Origin of the sequence: Liquorilactobacillus cacaonum DSM 21116, assembly GCF_001436735.1 — a bacterium.
GTDB lineage: Bacteria > Bacillota > Bacilli > Lactobacillales > Lactobacillaceae > Liquorilactobacillus > Liquorilactobacillus cacaonum.
The window spans coordinates 3,215-20,948 of sequence record NZ_AYZE01000015.1 but is presented as its reverse complement, the minus strand read 5'-3'; the positions used below and the strand labels follow the sequence as shown (position 1 = coordinate 20,948).

The window sequence follows — 17,734 nt, the reverse complement described above, 5'->3', positions numbered from 1 at the left end:
TACCTTATAATTGTACTAAATAAAACTGTGTATAAATTTTAGGGGAGGTTCTTCAAATGGTGAATGTTACAATTTTTGGTAAGGGAAACATGGGTAAAGCAATCGGCGATAATTTCGTTAAAGCAGACAATAAGGTTAGTTATATTGGATCAACTGATACGGTCGGTGACATTGGTGATATTGTTGTTCTTGCTGTACCTTATACGGCAGCATTAGAAATTGTTACAAAACAAGCAGATAAATTAGCAGACAAAATTGTGATTGATATTACTAATCCGCTAAACTTTGAGACATGGGATGAACTTGTTGTACCAATTGGTAGTTCAGCAGCAGAACAATTAGCAGATAAAGTACCTGGTATTCAAATTGTTAAGGGATTTAATACGAACTTTGCTGGGACATTGTTATCTAAAGAAGTGGGTGAATCAAAGATAACGACGACTGTATTATTGGCATCAGATTTTGATAATGCAAAATCGGCAATTGTTGCAGCATTGGATGGAAGTGGGCTCAAAGTTATTGATGCTGGGGGACTTAAACGTGCACATGAATTAGAAGCTGTCGGATTTTTACAAATGACACTTGCAGCTAATGAAAATATTAGTTGGACAGGTGGCTTTGGGATAATAGAGTAATTAAAGAAGAAAGTTTTGAAATAAGACAATAATTTGCGTTAATGAGTGCCAAATAAATTATTCAAAAAATAAAGGGGCTGAATCAAAAAATATTTTTCTGATTCAACCTCTTTTGTTTGCAAATAAAAATTGGATGGTTAAAAGATTCGGTGAATTTTTAGTTAATTAGTAATCAACTTAGATTTTAGCGTGCTCCAATGCTTGCTCTAAATCTGCAATTAAGTCAACTGCATCCTCGATTCCAATCGCTAAGCGAACAAGATTAGGTGAGATGCCACATTTTAATTGTTCAGTAGAAGAAAGTTCAGCATGGGACATTTTTGAAGGTAATTCAACAAGACTTTCAACTGCACCAAGGCTCACAGCTAGTTGAAAGAGATTCATGTTGTTTACAAAATTAATAACATCAATATTTTGGACCTCAAAAGACAAAACAGCTCCAAATCCGGAACATTCAGAGGAAGCAATTTTGTAGCCTGGAGTTCCTTTAATCCCAGGGTAATTTATTTTCTTTATTTCATTTCTTTTTTCAAGAAAATTAACAATTTTTTGCGTATTTAATAATTGCCGATCTAAGCGGACACTGAGAGTTTGTATTCCTCTACGAATTAGATTCGAATCACTGGGAGAAAGTACACTGCCAATAGCATTTTGCGAAAAATATATTCTCTCCGATAACTCTTTATTTTTGGTAACCACGATTCCTGCAATCACATCTGAATGCCCACCAAGATATTTTGTAGCAGAATGAATAACAATGTCTGCCCCAAGAGTTAGTGGCTGCTGTAAATAAGGTGTTAGGAAAGTGTTATCAACAATTACTAATAAGTTGTTTTTATGTGCAATCTCTGCGATATCCCGGACACTTGTGACTTGAAGAAGGGGATTAGTAAATGGCTCAAAATAGATTCCTTTGGTATTGGGCTTAATTGCGGCTGCTACTGCACTGATGTTTCTTGTATCAACAGTTGTAAATTCAAGGTGCCAGCGTTTAAAGAATTGATTGAATAATCTGAAGGTACCACCATATATTTGATCACCGATTATCAGATGATCGCCCGGCGAAAAAATTGAAAGAGCTGCATGAATTGCTGCCATACCAGAAGAAAAAGCAAATCCTCTGTCGCCATTTTCAAGATTTGCAATTTGATTTTCTAAGAACTCACGAGTCGGATTTCCTGAGCGAGCATAGTCCCAACGCACCTTAGAGTTTACACTTGGATAGACATAAGTTGTTGAATTATAGATAGGTGGGTTTACTGATCCGGTTTTATTTTCATTACATGATTTCCCATGCACTAGTTGTGTATTGAAATTACTCATTATTAAGAAGACTCCTTTATTCCAATGCTTTTTTTAATTCTGTGATTAAATCCTTGCTGTTTTCTAAACCTACTGAAAGACGTAATAAATTATCAGTAATTCCTAAATGCTCTCTTTGTTCAATAGGCATATCATGATGGGTCTGTTTTGCGGGTAAGGTAACTAGTGATTCCACACCACCGAGGCTTTCAGCAAATGAAATTATTTTTAAATTGTCAAAGAAGGTAGCTAATTTAGATGAATCTTTCAAATAAAAACTAATCATACCGCCAACTCCAGGGTACAACACTTTAGAAACTGCAGGAGAGGTTGACAAGAACTTGAAAATAGCTTGTGCATTTTCAGTATGTTGTCGCATTCTTAATGGGAGTGTTTTAAGACTTCGTAATAGGAGCCACGAATCAAAGGGATCAAGAACTGCTCCTGTTGTGTTGAAGTTAAAAATCAGTTTTTCAGTAAGTTCTGTTCCTTTACAAACAACTGCTCCACCTAGAAGGTCATTGTGGCCAGAAAGATATTTTGTTGCACTATGAACCACAATGTCAGCCCCTAAGGTGAGTGGCTTTTGATAAATTGGGGTATAAAAAGTATTATCCACGATGATTTTGATATTAGAATTTATGTTATGGATAAAAGTTGCAATTGCTACGAGATCAACTTCTTTCATAGTTGGATTTGAAGGAGTTTCAATCCAAATTGCGACAGTTTTAGCAGTAATTAGCTTTTTAAGATCAGCAATGTCTTTACCATTCCATTGAGAAAAGTTAAGGCCAAAATGGTCATTTAGGTGATCAAAGTAGCGAAATGTGCCACCATACAAATCATCTGTGGAGATGATTTCATCGCCACTTTTAAAAAGTGAAAAGACTAATTGAATTGCTGCCATTCCTGAACTAAGTGCAAATGCTCGTGTACCTTCTTCTAGCAAAGCAAGTGTTTGTTCTAAAACCTTTCTTGTTGGATTTGCCATTCTTGAATATGCATATTGTTTTTCATAATCAAAGTGATCTACATCGGATAACTTGCCATGTCGAAAGTTAGATGAGAGATAAATGGGGGTAGAGACAGTTCCATATGGGTCTTCTTGGCTATGATTTCCAGCTTGAGCTAAAAGTGTTTCGATTTCATATTTTTCCAAAATTTTTATTCCTTTCCTGATACAGATGAGGTTTGTAAGATGGTGACATTATTAATCCACTGTTGATACAAAGTGATTGCTGTTTTTTTCCAAGTATTGATAGGTTGATTTTGTGTATTAAAATAATTTTTTGGTTTTGGGGGGTTAAGTTTAGCAGCAACATCACGCTGATATTCTTGAGCGAGAGTTTCTGTTTGGTATTCTAAGTGTCCAGTTAAATAAGTAGAATTTAATTCTTTGTTTATTATCAAAGCAGCTCCAATCTCATCGTTACCAGCAATAACATCTCCATCAATTGAATTACTCATTGGAATGATAAAATAACGAGAATGTGGAATAGTTAAGTTATTAGTGGTGAACACCCCTGAAATTTTTTGGATAAGTTGCTTTCCTTCGAAAATACCATCAATTTTTCCCGCGGCATAAGCTCCCCAACAAACAAAAAGGCTTTGGCTCACATGGGTTTTACGCCAAGTTAAAATTTCAGTAAATTCATTCCAAAAATCAACAGCTGAAAAATCTAAACGGTCTAATGGTGCACCTGTAACAATTAACGCATCATAATAATTTTCATGTATTTCATTAAACATTGAATATTTTTCAAGAGATTCTGCGGCATTATTTTTCAAGTTATGTGTATTTGGTAAACAAAAGGTAAGTGCAATATCTCTTTGCGATTGTTTCAATAATGAGATAAATTGGAGTTCTGTTTCTGCACGATTTGGCATTAAATTGAGTAATAATACTTGCAGTGCCTCGGGGTGGGAGACATTTGTATTTTTAGAATATCCGTTATAAATAAAAATTTTACTCATGTTTGACAATCTCCTTATCGATTATAATTTTATAAAAAAAGTCCCGCAGCCTAAAAAATAGACTGCGGGACGATAGTTATCGTGGTACCACCCGGATTTAGCTAAGAAGCTCTCAACCGTACAAAATGAATTCTATACGTGAACACTATAACGGGTGTACCCGTGCAAGATTTACAACTCAAAATGCTCATCTTACCTTAACTCCAAGACCATATTCGTATCCGCATGATAACCGAATCTCAACATAATCGGCTTTTCTGTATATCACTTGAAATATTACTTATCTTTTCAACGTCATTTATTAGTATCTAGATTAAAACTAAATTAAAAAAAGGTCAAGTGATTTTTTGAGAAAAAGTTCAAAATAAATATTTTTTGCGATTGAAGGTTAAATTTTGAGGAGTTAATTGTATTTTGATAACAGTTATACTAATTGTTTGATAACATAAGAAAGCGAAAAAAGAAAAACTAAACTAGATAGCAATTTTTGAGTAAACACCTGTTTAAGGTTTCGTTTAAATGCTGTATAATAAATGCTTAGGATTATATATACTGTTTCTGCAAATGTCAGAAGCATAGCGAAAGCGAGGATACATGTAATGGCGCTTTATATCTTTTTGATTTTTGCAGTTGTTTTATTAGATCAATTGGTAAAATTATTGGTGGTCAATAGTATACCGCTAGACCATAGCGTTCAGTTTATTCCATCAATTTTATCAATTGCTCATATTAGAAATTATGGGGCTGCTTGGAATATCTTTACTGGTCAAAAATGGTTTTTATTTTTGATTACTCTTGTAGCTTTGGGTATTTTAGGATATCTTTTTTTAAAATTAAGGAAAAATTGGATTTATGCACTTGGAATTAGTTTAATGATAGGTGGGACACTCGGCAATTTTGTTGACAGAATTAGAATAGGCTACGTTGTTGATATGTTACAACTTGATTTTATTAATTTTCCAATTTTTAATGTAGCAGACTCAGCTCTTTCAGTTGGGGTTGTTATTATTATCATTGGAATGTTGCGGGATGAAAAGAATGACTAAGAAAATTATTAATGACGAAAATGGTAGGTTGGATAAGGTGTTAACTCTGCTTTTTCCTGAATATTCCAGATCGCAATTAAAACAGTGGTTGCTTAATGGTGCGATTTTAATTAATGAAAATATAGAAAAGCCTAACTACAAAGTAAAGAAAAATGATCAAATTGAATTAATTATTCCACCAGTCAAAGAAATAAGTGTTCAAGCAGAAGATATTTTGTTGGACATTGTTTATGAAGATGATGATGTTTTGGTAGTTAATAAGCCACAAGGCATGGTAGTACATCCATCACCTGGTCACCCCAATAAGACACTAGTCAATGCACTTTTAGCGCATAGCCCACTCTCTACAATTAATGGTGAATTTCGACCAGGTATCGTTCACCGAATCGATAAGGATACCTCTGGGTTATTGATGGTTGCAAAAAATGACAAGGCACACCATAGTTTGGCTGCACAACTAAAAGCAAAGTCAAATATTAGGGAATATACAGCTTTAGTTCATGGGGTTATTAAAGAAGATAGCGGTAAAATTGATGCCCCACTGGGTCGTTCACCAAAGGATCGGAAAAAACAAGCAGTTGTGGCTGGCGGACGAAATGCAGTGACACGTTTTACTGTCCTTAAACGATATCAAAATTATACATTGATTAAGTGCATTCTTGAAACAGGGAGAACCCACCAAATTAGGGTACACTTAAAGTATATTGGCCATCCGCTAGTAGGAGATCCATTGTATGGACCAGCAAAAACAATTAAGGGCAATGGGCAATTTTTACATGCAGCTAAACTGGGATTCAAGCACCCTAAAACAGGTAAAGAATTGGTTTTTGAAGTTCCACTACCAGAAATATTCAAAAAAACATTAGAACGTCTTGACAAACAAGATGGGCTCTAGTAGATTAATATAAAGAAAGGTCCTTTAAACATAGTCCCGTGAGGCTAAGAAGGCAGTGTCTTGATTGAACTCGGAAAAAGACCAAAGTCTACCACTTAGCTTATGTAGCTAGGTGGTTTTTTATTGGACAAATAACAAAAAGGAGAAGATAAAATGGCTAAAGAAGTTGTTGATTCAATGGCAATGAAACGTGCACTGACTCGAATGACCTATGAGATTATTGAAAAAAACAAAGGTATCGAAGATTTAGTGATTATTGGAATTAAGACTCGAGGAATTTACCTTGCAAAAAGAATTGCACAACGTTTACAGCAACTTGAAGGTGCCACAGTTCCTGTTGGTGAACTTGATATTTCACTATACCGTGATGATCGCCATGATGCTGCTAATACGAATGAACCAATTGTTAATTCGGCTAAATTAGGTTTTGATATCACTGAAAAACAGGTTATCTTGATTGATGATGTTTTATTTACAGGACGAACAATTCGTGCAGCACTTGATGCATTGATGGATCAGGGACGCCCAAAGAAAATTAATTTAGCTGTTTTAGTTGATCGTGGACACCGTGAATTACCGATTCGTGCAGATTTTGTTGGTAAGAATATTCCAACTTCACTTGATGAACAGATTTCGGTTGAAGTTGAAGAAATTGATGAAAAAGACTCAATCAAAATCGAAAAAATTTAATAGCGACAACCATTTAATTGACTCCAGAGAGAGCAAAAAGGTTGAAGTGTCAAAGCCATAACAATTTTTATGGATTTGGCCTAACCTTATGCCGACCTGGATCAATCAAGATTCAGGTTTTTTTGTATAAAAGGGGAGAATAAAGATGGATTCAAATAAGCAAAAAGAGTTTAGAAATGATGAAGCATTACTAGATATAAAAGATCGGCCAGCATTTGGTCATTGGCTTGTTTTATCAATTCAACATCTATTTACGATGTTTGGAGCGACAGTTCTCGTACCACTTTTGGTTGGTATAAATCCAAGCATTGCACTATTTAGTTCAGGTGTTGGAACACTTATATATATATTATGTACTAAAGCAAAAATTCCAGCATACTTAGGCTCAAGTTTTGCATTTATTGGGACTATGCAAGTTTTAATGAAATCAGCTGGATACCCAGCAGTCGCTCAAGGTGCGATTTCAGCAGGATTAGTCTACTTAGTGGTGTCGTTAATTGTTAGCCGGTTTGGTAGCAAATGGGTAGACAGAGTTTTACCACCTGTTGTTGTTGGCCCCATTATTGTTGTGATTGGGCTCTCAATTGCAACAACTGCGGCAACCGATGCAATGATGAATGGGACTCATTATGATTTGAAATATTTTTTGGTAGCCATTTTCACACTATTAATTACGATTATCTTCAATATGTTTCTTAAAGGGTTTCCAAGTATGATACCCGTGTTGCTAGGAATTATTTGTGGCTATCTCATGGCACTTGTAGCTGGAATAGTCGATTTAACACCAGTTGCACAAGCAAAATGGTTCTCTTTACCAGCATTTGATGCAATGTTTATCAATTATAATTTTAAATGGTACCCAGCAGCAATTATTGGAATGGCACCAATCGCATTTGTTACGATGACTGAACATATGGGTCATGTGATGGTATTAAATAAATTAACGAAGCGCAACTTTTTTAAAGATCCAGGATTACATCGAACATTATTCGGGGATGGACTTTCATCTATTATCGCAGGTTTTTTTGGGGGTCCGCCAACAACTTCTTATGGTGAAAATATTGGCGTACTTGCAATGACAAGGGTTCACAGTGTCTGGGTGTTGGGTGGTGCTGCTATTTTTGCAGTATTGTTTAGTTTTGTAGGCAAAATAAGTGCTTTGATTCACTCTATCCCTAGCCCTGTAATTGGCGGAATCAGCTTTTTGCTATTTGGAATGATTGCTTCAAACGGTTTGCGAATTTTGGTAGATAACAAAGTAAACTATGAGCTAAAAAGAAATTTAATTATTACTTCAGTAATCTTGGTAATCGGCATTGGTGGTACTTATTTACAATTAGGTACATTCCAATTAACAAGTATCGCATTAGCAACAGTTTTTGGAATTGTTTTGAATTTGGTTCTTCCTGATAAAGCATTGAGTGAAAGGTAGGAGATAAGAATGTTAGAGGTCGGGAGTCATGTTAAGTTACAGCACTTTGTGACAGTCAAAGATCTACAAAATGATCAAGTTAAAACATTGATTGAACGTGCAATTTATTTTAAAAATGGTGGGCAGATACCACATTTTACGCAACCAATTTATGCAGTCAATATGTTTTTTGAAAATAGTACAAGAACACATTGTAGCTTTGAAATGGCTGAAAGGAAGCTTGGATTACGAACAATTCCATTTGATCCAGCAACAAGTTCAGTAAAAAAAGGCGAGACTCTCTATGACACTTTACTTTCTTTAGATGCTATTGGAGTTAATTTAGCAGTGATACGTCACCAAAAAAATGAATATTATCAAGAACTAATCAAACTCAATTCAACACAAAAGCTGGATATGGGAATTGTGAATGCAGGAGATGGTAGTGGGCAACATCCATCGCAATCATTACTTGATATGATGACGATTTATGAGCAATTTGGAACTTTTGAAGGGCTAAAAGTTGCAATTATTGGCGACTTAGTTAATTCCCGAGTTGCACGTAGCAATATGCAATTATTAAAAAAGCTTGGTGCACAGATTTTCTTTGCAGGTCCTGATTATTGGTACACCAATGAATTTGAAAAATATGGGCAACACTTGGCAATTGATGATCTTATAAATGAAATGGATGTTGTGATGTTATTGCGCGTTCAACATGAACGCCATGAACATGAAACGGAAAGTAATTTTAGTACAGTTAAATACCATGAACAGTACGGATTAACAATTGATCGTTATCAACGAATGAAAGAAGATGCAATTATTATGCACCCAGGTCCAATTAATCGGGATGTTGAATTGGCATCTGAGTTGGTTGAAGCACCAAAGTCAAGATTTTTTAAACAAATGCAAAATGGCGTCTATATGCGAATGGCAATGCTAGAAACAGTAATCTTAGGTAGACATTTAGGAGGGTTCTAGAATGGATTTATTACTTGAGAATGGGCTTGTATATCAAGCGGGTCAGCTCCAAAAAATGGATTTGCTTATCAAAGATGGGAAGATTGCAGCTTTTGGCCATGAATTAGGGATGTTCCTTAGCGATATTAAAAAGTTTGATCTTACTGGAAAACTCGTTTCACCTGGATTAGTGGATGTTCATGTTCATTATAGAGAACCTGGATTCACGTATAAAGAAACAATTAAAACTGGAAGCCAGGCGGCTGCTCATGGTGGCTTTACAACAGTTTGTGCAATGGCAAATCTTGACCCGGTTCCCGACACACCAGATAAGTTAGCCAAAGTAATTGAAAAAAATAAAAAAGATGGAGTAGTAAACATTAAGCAATATGCAGCAATTACGGAAGGCTTGAAAAGTGAGAAAATCAATGATTTACTTGCTTTGAAAGCTGCAGGTGCATTTGCATTTAGTAACGATGGAAGTGGTGTTCAAACGGCAGGTACAATGTATCAGGCAATGAAACTAGCTGCAAGCCTTGATATGCCTTTGGTTGAACATATTGAAGATAATTCCTTACTTTATGGAGGAGTTATGAATGAAGGCGAACGTGCACACGAACTGAAACTACCTGGAATGCTTGGTTTGAGTGAATCATCACAATTAGCAAGAGATTTAATTCTTGCACAAAAAACAGGGGTTCACTATCATGCTTGTCATTTATCAACTAAAGAAAGTGTTGAACTGATGCGTCTTGCTAAGTCAAAAGGAATTAACGTAACTTGTGAAGTTGCTCCACACCATTTATTGTTAAGCGACGAAGATATTCCAAAAGATGATGCGTACTTCAAGATGAATCCACCACTACGAGATAAAGAAGATAAAAAAGCGTTACTAAAAGGTTTGCTAGATGGAACAATCGATATGATTGCGACTGATCATGCACCTCATAGCCATGATGAAAAGATTGGTGGAATGTGTCAAGCTTCATTTGGAATTACCGGTAGTGAGACTGCGTTTACATTGTTATACACGCATTTTGTAAAAACAGGGAAAATGTCACTAGAACAGTTATTGGATAAAATGAGTGTTGAGCCAGCCAAAGCTTTCAAAATAAGCGATGCTGGGCAATTATTAATTGGCAAGCCAGCAGATATTGTAGTTTTTGATCTAAATCAGGAATATGAACTAAAGGAAGAAGATTATCTTTCGAAGGGTACCAATACGCCGTTTACAGGCGAAAAAGTATATGGGAAAACAATCATGACATTTGTTAATGGTAAATGTGTTTATCAAAGGGAGGACTGAACTTGAAACGTTATTTGATTTTAGAAGATGGTAGTATCTTCAAAGGAGAAGGATTTGGTGCAAATGTTATCACTACAGGTGAGGTCGTCTTCACAACAGGGATGACAGGCTATCAAGAAGCTGTTACAGATCAATCATTTGCAAATCAGATATTGGTTTTTACAAACCCATTGATTGGTAACTATGGAGTGAATCTGGATGATTATGAATCAATCGAACCAGGATGTAAGGGCGTTATTTGTCATCAATTAGCACGGACATCAAGTAATTGGAGACAACAAAGTAGTTTTGCAGATTTTTTAACACAGATGAATATTCCAGGTATTACTGGAATTGATACTAGAGCACTTACCAAGAAATTACGTAATGCTGGCACAATGAAGGGACGAATAATTGATTCTGTGGAAGATATTGAACATTCTTTCTCACAGTTAAATGCAACAGTTGTCAATGAAAATCTGGTTGCACAGGTTTCAACGAGCAAACCTTATCCTAATCCCGGAAGTAAAAGAAATGTGGTTGTGATTGACTTTGGCTTGAAACATAGTATTTTACGTGAGCTTGCAAAGCGTGATTGTAATACAATTGTATTGCCATATAATGCTACTGCTACAGATATTTTCAGGTTAAATCCAGATGGAGTGTTGCTATCGAATGGACCTGGAGATCCAAAGTCACTTCCTGCTGCAATTGAGATGATTAAAGAAGTTGAACAAAGATTGCCATTGTTTGGAATCTGTTTAGGACATCAATTGTTTGCACTCGCAAACGGTGCTGATACTTTCAAAATGAAGTTTGGACATCGTGGATTCAATCACCCTGTTAGAGAAATCGCAAGTGGTAGAATTTCATTTACCTCACAAAATCACGGTTATGCAGTTGATCCTAAATCAGTTGATAATGATGTAATGAACATCACTTACCGCGAGATTAATGATGAGACTGTTGAAGGTTTGCGTCATAAGAATTATCCTGCGTTTAGTGTTCAATTCCATCCAGATGCAGCACCTGGTCCACATGATGCAGTCGACATTTTTGATGATTTTATGCATATGATTGATACAAGAAAGGATGAACACAATGCCTAAGAGAACCGATATTCACAAAATCATGGTAATTGGCTCTGGCCCAATTATTATTGGTCAAGCAGCTGAGTTTGATTATTCCGGAACACAAGCATGTATGGCTCTGCGCGAAGAGGGTTACGAAGTGGTCTTAGTTAACTCCAATCCAGCAACAATTATGACCGATACAGAAATTGCTGATCGTGTATACATCGAACCGCTTACAACAGATTCAGTTTCACGAATCATTCGACAAGAATACCCAGATGCAATTTTGCCTACTCTTGGGGGACAGACGGGACTTAATATGGCAATGTCTCTTTCAGAAAATGGAATTTTGGATGAATTAGGAATCGAATTACTAGGAACAAAATTATCAGCTATCAATCAAGCAGAAGATCGTGAACTTTTTAAGAAATTAATGAATGATTTGAATGAACCAATTCCACCTTCAAAGACAGTTAATACAACGCAAGAAGCTTTGGAATTTGCTGAAAAAATTGGTTATCCTGTAATTGTTCGACCTGCATTTACAATGGGTGGAACAGGTGGAGGGCTTTGTGACAACAAAGAACAATTATCACAGATTGCAGCAAATGGATTAGATTTGTCACCAGTGACACAATGTTTGATTGAAAAAAGTATTATGGGATACAAAGAAGTTGAATTTGAGGTTATGCGAGACCATGCTGATAATACAATGGTCGTTTGCAGTATGGAAAACTTTGATCCTGTTGGAATTCATACTGGTGATTCAATTGTTTTTGCACCTACGCAGACATTAGCAGATCGTGAATATCAAATTTTACGTGATGTATCCTTGCGTTTAATCAGTGCTTTAAAAATCGAAGGTGGGTGTAATGTTCAATTAGCTTTAGATCCAAATAGTTTTAACTATAATGTAATTGAAGTTAATCCACGTGTGAGTCGTTCCTCAGCACTAGCATCAAAGGCGACTGGTTACCCAATAGCTAAGATGGCTGCCAAAATTGCGGTAGGATTAACACTTGATGAAATAAAAAATCCAGTAACTGGAACAACGTTTGCACAATTTGAACCTGCATTAGACTATGTTGTAGCAAAGATTCCACGCTGGCCATTTGATAAGTTTGCACGTGCAAATCGTAAATTAGGCACCCAGATGAAGGCAACCGGAGAAGTTATGGCAATTGGCCGGACTGCTGAAGAGGCATTACAAAAAGCTGTACGTTCACTTGAAATTGACGAAAAAGATTTATTCTCTGATGAGGCAAGAACTGCCAGTGATCAGAAACTTGAAGAAAAAATTATGCATGCTCAAGACGATCGCCTTTTTTATCTAACTGAAGCATTAAGACGAGGTTATTCGCTTGAAGAGTTACATGAACTAACTAAGATTAATATTTACTTTCTTGATTTGTTAAAACATATCACAGAACTTGAGGTTGAAATTTGCAAGAATCCTGAAAATATTGATGTCTTAGAAAGTGCAAAACGTTATGGGTTTAGCGATATGACAATTGCAAAATTGTGGAATTCAAACGAAGCAAAAGTTAGAGCTTTTCGTAAGGCTAGCAAATTAATACCAACGTATAAAATGGTAGATACATGTGCCGCAGAATTTGAATCACATACCCCATATTTTTATAGCAGCTATGATATGGAAAATGAGAGTATCCCATCCGATAAAAAATCAATTCTTGTAATTGGTTCGGGGCCAATTCGAATCGGACAAGGGGTAGAATTTGATTACGCGACAGTTCACAGTGTCAAAGCTATTCAAAAGCTTGGATATGAAGCTATTGTTATGAACAGCAATCCAGAAACGGTTTCTACAGACTTTTCTGTATCTGACAAATTGTACTTTGAACCACTCACCTTAGAAGATGTTTTGAATGTAATCGAATTAGAAAAACCATTAGGTGTGATTGTTCAATTTGGGGGACAAACAGCAATTAATTTGGCAGCAGGATTGGTTGAAAATGGTGTTAAAATTCTTGGAACAACTGTGGAAGATTTGGACAGGGCAGAAGATCGAGAATTATTTGATCAGGTTATTAATAACTTAGAACTTAAACAACCAGTTGGAAAAACTGCAACAACCCAAGAAGGTGTAGTGAAGACGGCGGCTGAAATCGGCTATCCAGTGCTGGTAAGACCTAGCTATGTTTTGGGTGGACGAGCAATGGAAATTGTTAATAATGAAGTTGAGCTTAGCAACTATCTTGAGCATAATGCTAAGGCAGAAATTGATCATCCTATTTTAGTTGATGCTTACCTTGAAGGACTTGAATGTGAAGTTGACGCAATCTGTGATGGAACAGATGTCTTATTGCCAGGTATTATGGAACATATTGAACATGCAGGTGTCCATTCAGGAGATTCTATGGCAGTGTATCCTCCACAATCATTCAGTGATGGCATTAAACAACAAATTGTTGCTGCAACAAAAAAATTAGCAGTTGCATTGAAGTGTGTTGGAATTATGAATATTCAATTTATTATTCATGATAATGAAGCATATGTTTTGGAAGTTAATCCAAGAGCTAGTCGAACAGTACCTTTTTTAAGCAAAATTACTGGGATTGAAATGGCACAGGTAGCCACAAAAGTAATTTTGGGCAAATCGCTTAAAGAACTTGGATTTGAATCTGGCCTGTATCCTGAAAGTAAAACAATACATGTGAAGGCTCCAGTATTCTCATTTAGTAAGCTTGAAGATGTTGACAGTTATCTAGGACCTGAAATGAAATCGACAGGAGAGGTAATGGGAAGTGACCATACTTTTGAAAAAGCACTATTGAAGGCTTTTGCGGGTGCAAAAATGGAATTGCCAATGAATGGTAACGTCTTATTAACAATTGATAGTAATGATAAAGAAATTGTATTGCCTGTGGCACAAAGATTTAGTCGTGTGGGTTATCGACTCTTCGCTACAAATGGAACGGCGGCATTCTTGAAAGAAAATGGACTACATGTAATGACTGTCAATAAGATAGGTCAAGAAGGAACTTCAAAATTAGATATTCTTGATATTATTAAAGCAGGGAAGATACAACTTGTGATTAATACAATGAGTCATGATCAAGAAGTTACTTCTGATGGATTTACAATTAGACAAACCGCGATTGAACATAATGTTCCATTACTAACTTCTTTAAATACGGCAGATGCTTTGGGACGGGCGATGGAAAACAGAACGTTTGCGACTGATGTAATTAGATAGAACAAGATTTATTTTAAAATTACAGAATTTAAAATAAAAAAAATAAATGAATGGGTGGTATTGCTATGGTGGATGCGCGATTGGCTGTTTCATTACCGGGATTGGAACTTAAAAATCCGGTGATGCCTGCAAGTGGTTGTTTTGGGTTTGGCGATAATAGTTTTGCGACAAAATATGATTTAAATCTACTAGGTGCTATTATTTTAAAATCTGCAACACTGGATGAACGAATTGGAAATCCAGCACCCATAATAAATGTTTTAGAAGATGGAGCGCTAAATTCGGTAGGATTAAAAAATCCAGGACTAAAGGTTATTCTGGATGAAAAAATTCCAACGTTACGTGCTAAAGTTCCAACATTACCGCTTATTGCAAGCATAGCGGGTTCAACTAAAGAAGAATATGTTACAGTTGCTAAGTCTCTAAGCGATTCAGGCTTAGTTAATGCACTAGAATTGAATATTTCTTGCCCTAATGTACATGAAGGTGGGATGCTGTTTGGAACTAATCCTAAAGTTGCAAGTGAACTAACAAGAGCAGTTAAGGCAGTTACAAATGTTCCGGTGTATGTAAAGCTAACTCCTAATGTCACAGATATTGTTGAGGTGGCTCAGGCTGTTGCAGCAGCTGGGGCCGACGGATTAAGTATGATTAATACAGTTCTTGGGATGAAAATTGATGTAAAAACTCGCCAACCGGTTTTGGGTAATGGAACTGGCGGTTTGTCCGGAAAAGCAATCAGAGCACTCGCTGTTAGAATGATTTATCAAGTTAGTCATGTTGTTGACTTGCCAATTATTGCTTCAGGTGGGATTACAACTCCTGAAGATGTTATTGAGATGTACTTAGCAGGTGCCCATTGTGTTTCAGTCGGGACAGCACATTTTAGTAACCCAACTGCTTGCCTTGATATTATTAATGAATTGCCTGCAAAGATGGACGAGCTAGGAATCAGTAGTCTTCAAGATTTGATAAAAGAAGTTAGGAGTGCTCATTAATGAAAATTAACCGACCAATTATTGCGTTGGATTTTCCAAACCGTATTGAAACAATGAAATTTTTAGCTGCATTTCCACAAGATGAACATTTATTTGTGAAAATCGGAATGGAGCTATATTATAGTGAAGGTGCGGATATGGTACGTGAGATCAAATCGTTAGGGCATGATGTATTCTTAGACTTAAAATGTCATGATATTCCACATACTGTTGAAAGTGCAATGCGTGTTTTGGGCAAAATTGGAGTAGATTTGACTACTCTTCATGCTAGTGGAGGAACTGAGATGATGTGCGCCGCGAAAAACGGACTATTAGATGGTAGTAGTGGAAAAGAAAGTGCCAAAATACTTGCAATTACTCAGCTTACATCGATAGATCAAAAGATGCTTAAAGATGAACAACTTGTGGATGTACCATTGAAAAAAAGTGTTTTGCATTATGCAAAAATAGCGAAAAAAGCTGAAATGGATGGTGTTGTTTGTTCAGCCTTTGAATCCAAAGAAATTTTTGCAGAAACAGGTAATGATTTTTTAAGAGTTACACCAGGAATAAGGCTAGCCGGTGGAGAAGTTGGGGATCAAAAACGTGTAATGACACCAGATGAAGCTGCTAGAAATCAAAGTAGTGCAATTGTTGTAGGCAGAACAATTACGCAAGCTAAAGATCGAGTTAGTGCATATCAAACGGTTAAGAAGTTATGGGAGGATGCAAAGTAATGAAACAAGTAGCAAAGGACTTACTAGAAATCAATGCTGTGACCTTATCACCTAATAAGCCATTTACGTGGGCGAGTGGTATTAAGAGCCCAATTTATTGTGATAATCGTCTAACAATTAGTTATCCAAAAATTCGAAAAGAAATTGCGCAGGGGATTGCTAATTTGATTCGAGATCTTTTCCCAGAAGCACAGGTAATTGCAGGAACTGCGACTGCAGGTATCCCCCATGCTGCATGGATTGCTGCTGAATTGAATCTACCAATGATTTATGTTCGGTCAAAGCCTAAAGACCATGGTCAAGGACGACAAATCGAAGGAGTTGTTGAAAAAGGTCAAAAAACGATTTTGATTGATGATCTAATATCAACGGGTGGCAGTGTGTTAAAGGCGGTTGAGGCTGCACAAAAAGAAGGTGCCGATGTAATCGGTGTTTGCGGAATTTTTAGTTATCAGTTAGAGGCCGCAAAAATAAATTTTGCTGCGGTTAATATTCCATTTGTAACATTGACTAATTATAGTGAATTGATTGAAGTTGCTGCACAAAACAACCAAATTACTGAGGAAGATCGTAACTTATTACATAAGTGGCGTGAAGATCCAAAAGATTGGTTGGATTAGAAAGTAATTTTTTTGAACTGTAACTGCCTCTAAATGACCAATTCATGTGAAAACACCTCTTTGAAAAATTTGGTATTATGGAAGATTAATTAACGCGTGGTAAAATAATTTATAGGTCATTTGGGGCTGTGCCATAAGTCCTTCAAAATAAAAGAGATTAGCGAAAATTGTTCTTTGATTTTCACTAATCTCTTCTTTTTGTTTATAAACCAGTTATAGTTGGTAACCTTCGCCACCAATTTTCTAATGTTCATTGCCATCAAGGCAATTCCAGCTTCTTTTTTTACCTTTTCAAGGCCTCTAACTGAAAATCTTTTGAAACCCAAACAAGCCTTCAATCCACCAAAAACTGATTCAACGTCTATTTTACGTCGTCCGTAAATTGAACCGGTTTGGTGATTTGAAAGCAATTTTCGTTCCTTAGCTTTGAAATATTCCCATGTGCCATTAATACTTATTTTACGAGGTTTTCCGCTTTTAGTGAATGCCCAGTTATCAACCTGAAAATCGTTATCGTATTTGTTTGCCTGATACTCTTTAAATTCACGTATAAACTCGTACTTGTCTTTGTGCTTATGGAAAGCATAAAAACTAAATCTAACTCCGTGTGGATCAATAAAATTGTTTTGTTTTAGATATTTGGTTAGTTTTAGAATACATGATTAATCAAGTTCTCAACTTCATCTGAAATTCTAAAACGACAAATTGTTTGGTAGGCTGGAACCTGTTCTTGTGTCAGCCAACGGGCTGCCAAATTCTCTTCTGCCAACGTATTAATACGGCGACTACTAAAGATACCTTTTGTGTACGCAAACAAAATTAATTTTAAAAGTACACGCAGATCATACTTACGCGGTCGTCCAAAGATGTAAGGATCATTAATTTTAAGGTCTTCAACTATTTGATTAA

Annotated in this window: 17 protein-coding genes and 1 other annotated feature; of the genes, 12 read left to right on the top strand and 5 right to left on the bottom strand. The window is 36.2% G+C overall.

The features are described 5' to 3' along the window. The first annotated feature begins 56 nt into the window (after positions 1–56). Positions 57–635 (top strand): NADPH-dependent F420 reductase, encoded by a 579-nt coding sequence (locus tag FC80_RS06725; protein ID WP_187327442.1) that lies wholly within the window; start codon positions 57–59, stop codon positions 633–635. Between the two features lie 177 nt (positions 636–812). On the opposite strand, the gene FC80_RS06720 is transcribed toward FC80_RS06725, so the two are convergent. Genes FC80_RS06720 through FC80_RS06710 form a run of 3 tightly spaced genes read right to left on the bottom strand, consistent with a single transcriptional unit; the run spans position 813 to position 3,911 of the window. Continuing rightward, on the bottom strand, positions 813–1,958 hold the full coding sequence (locus FC80_RS06720) for a trans-sulfuration enzyme family protein (protein WP_057829380.1): 1,146 nt from the start codon (positions 1,956–1,958) through the stop codon (positions 813–815). Positions 1,959–1,974: 16 nt separating this feature from the next. Further along, positions 1,975–3,096, bottom strand: a complete 1,122-nt coding sequence (locus FC80_RS06715; RefSeq protein WP_083486944.1) for a PLP-dependent transferase — start codon at positions 3,094–3,096, stop codon at positions 1,975–1,977. Between the two features lie 5 nt (positions 3,097–3,101). Then, positions 3,102–3,911, bottom strand: coding sequence for a homoserine O-acetyltransferase/O-succinyltransferase family protein (locus tag FC80_RS06710; RefSeq protein ID WP_057829378.1), 810 nt, complete (start codon positions 3,909–3,911; stop codon positions 3,102–3,104). 62 nt (positions 3,912–3,973) lie between these two features. Then, positions 3,974–4,212 (bottom strand) — a binding site (T-box leader). 298 nt (positions 4,213–4,510) lie between these two features. Here FC80_RS06710 and lspA point away from each other — a divergent pair. The 11 genes from lspA to pyrE all read left to right on the top strand — a co-directional run bounded on the left by lspA (position 4,511) and on the right by pyrE (position 16,825). Then, the gene (lspA, locus tag FC80_RS06705; RefSeq protein WP_057829377.1) at positions 4,511–4,957 is read left to right on the top strand and encodes a signal peptidase II; all 447 of its coding nucleotides are present in this window, start codon (positions 4,511–4,513) and stop codon (positions 4,955–4,957) included. Further along, complete coding sequence (locus tag FC80_RS06700; protein ID WP_057829608.1) at positions 4,950–5,852, top strand: RluA family pseudouridine synthase; 903 nt, start codon at positions 4,950–4,952, stop codon at positions 5,850–5,852. Before lspA ends, FC80_RS06700 begins: the two co-directional genes overlap by 8 nt. Before the next feature lie 153 nt (positions 5,853–6,005). After that, entirely contained in the window at positions 6,006–6,542 is a 537-nt protein-coding gene (gene pyrR / locus FC80_RS06695; protein ID WP_057829376.1) for a bifunctional pyr operon transcriptional regulator/uracil phosphoribosyltransferase PyrR, read from the top strand. A 145-nt stretch (positions 6,543–6,687) separates the two neighbouring features. Next, a complete protein-coding gene (locus FC80_RS06690; RefSeq protein WP_057829375.1) occupies positions 6,688–7,974 on the top strand; it encodes a solute carrier family 23 protein in 1,287 nt (428 codons plus the stop codon). 9 nt (positions 7,975–7,983) lie between these two features. Further along, positions 7,984–8,937, top strand: coding sequence for an aspartate carbamoyltransferase catalytic subunit (locus FC80_RS06685; protein WP_057829374.1), 954 nt, complete (start codon positions 7,984–7,986; stop codon positions 8,935–8,937). Position 8,938: 1 nt separating this feature from the next. Continuing rightward, complete coding sequence (locus FC80_RS06680) at positions 8,939–10,222, top strand: dihydroorotase (RefSeq protein WP_057829373.1); 1,284 nt, start codon at positions 8,939–8,941, stop codon at positions 10,220–10,222. 2 nt (positions 10,223–10,224) lie between these two features. Then, positions 10,225–11,310, top strand: a complete 1,086-nt coding sequence (locus FC80_RS06675; RefSeq protein WP_057829372.1) for a carbamoyl phosphate synthase small subunit — start codon at positions 10,225–10,227, stop codon at positions 11,308–11,310. Beyond that, complete coding sequence (carB, locus tag FC80_RS06670; RefSeq protein ID WP_057829371.1) at positions 11,303–14,491, top strand: carbamoyl-phosphate synthase large subunit; 3,189 nt, start codon at positions 11,303–11,305, stop codon at positions 14,489–14,491. The genes FC80_RS06675 and carB overlap by 8 nt, the downstream gene beginning before the upstream one ends. 65 nt (positions 14,492–14,556) lie before the next feature. Next, entirely contained in the window at positions 14,557–15,489 is a 933-nt protein-coding gene (locus FC80_RS06665) for a dihydroorotate dehydrogenase (protein ID WP_057829370.1), read from the top strand. Continuing rightward, a complete protein-coding gene (gene pyrF, locus FC80_RS06660) occupies positions 15,489–16,205 on the top strand; it encodes an orotidine-5'-phosphate decarboxylase (RefSeq protein ID WP_057829369.1) in 717 nt (238 codons plus the stop codon). The genes FC80_RS06665 and pyrF overlap by 1 nt, the downstream gene beginning before the upstream one ends. Then, positions 16,205–16,825, top strand: coding sequence for an orotate phosphoribosyltransferase (gene pyrE / locus FC80_RS06655; RefSeq protein WP_057829368.1), 621 nt, complete (start codon positions 16,205–16,207; stop codon positions 16,823–16,825). Before pyrF ends, pyrE begins: the two co-directional genes overlap by 1 nt. A gap of 116 nt (positions 16,826–16,941) precedes the next feature. Here pyrE and FC80_RS09675 read toward each other — a convergent pair whose 3' ends face one another. After that, the gene (locus FC80_RS09675; protein WP_235807257.1) at positions 16,942–17,376 is read right to left on the bottom strand and encodes a transposase; all 435 of its coding nucleotides are present in this window, start codon (positions 17,374–17,376) and stop codon (positions 16,942–16,944) included. A 98-nt stretch (positions 17,377–17,474) separates the two neighbouring features. Beyond that, the coding region (locus FC80_RS09670; RefSeq protein WP_235807250.1) for a transposase at positions 17,475–17,734 on the bottom strand (260 nt) is incomplete at its 5' end.

Coding starts and splice junctions, on each gene's coding strand:
- FC80_RS06725 (WP_187327442.1), top strand. CDS start 57: ATGGTGAATGTTACAATTTTTGGTAAGGGAAACATGGGTAAAGCAATC.
- FC80_RS06720 (WP_057829380.1), bottom strand. CDS start 1,958: ATGAGTAATTTCAATACACAACTAGTGCATGGGAAATCATGTAATGAA.
- FC80_RS06710 (WP_057829378.1), bottom strand. CDS start 3,911: ATGAGTAAAATTTTTATTTATAACGGATATTCTAAAAATACAAATGTC.
- lspA (WP_057829377.1), top strand. CDS start 4,511: ATGGCGCTTTATATCTTTTTGATTTTTGCAGTTGTTTTATTAGATCAA.
- FC80_RS06700 (WP_057829608.1), top strand. CDS start 4,950: ATGACTAAGAAAATTATTAATGACGAAAATGGTAGGTTGGATAAGGTG.
- pyrR (WP_057829376.1), top strand. CDS start 6,006: ATGGCTAAAGAAGTTGTTGATTCAATGGCAATGAAACGTGCACTGACT.
- FC80_RS06690 (WP_057829375.1), top strand. CDS start 6,688: ATGGATTCAAATAAGCAAAAAGAGTTTAGAAATGATGAAGCATTACTA.
- FC80_RS06685 (WP_057829374.1), top strand. CDS start 7,984: ATGTTAGAGGTCGGGAGTCATGTTAAGTTACAGCACTTTGTGACAGTC.
- FC80_RS06680 (WP_057829373.1), top strand. CDS start 8,939: ATGGATTTATTACTTGAGAATGGGCTTGTATATCAAGCGGGTCAGCTC.
- carB (WP_057829371.1), top strand. CDS start 11,303: ATGCCTAAGAGAACCGATATTCACAAAATCATGGTAATTGGCTCTGGC.
- FC80_RS06665 (WP_057829370.1), top strand. CDS start 14,557: ATGGTGGATGCGCGATTGGCTGTTTCATTACCGGGATTGGAACTTAAA.
- pyrF (WP_057829369.1), top strand. CDS start 15,489: ATGAAAATTAACCGACCAATTATTGCGTTGGATTTTCCAAACCGTATT.
- pyrE (WP_057829368.1), top strand. CDS start 16,205: ATGAAACAAGTAGCAAAGGACTTACTAGAAATCAATGCTGTGACCTTA.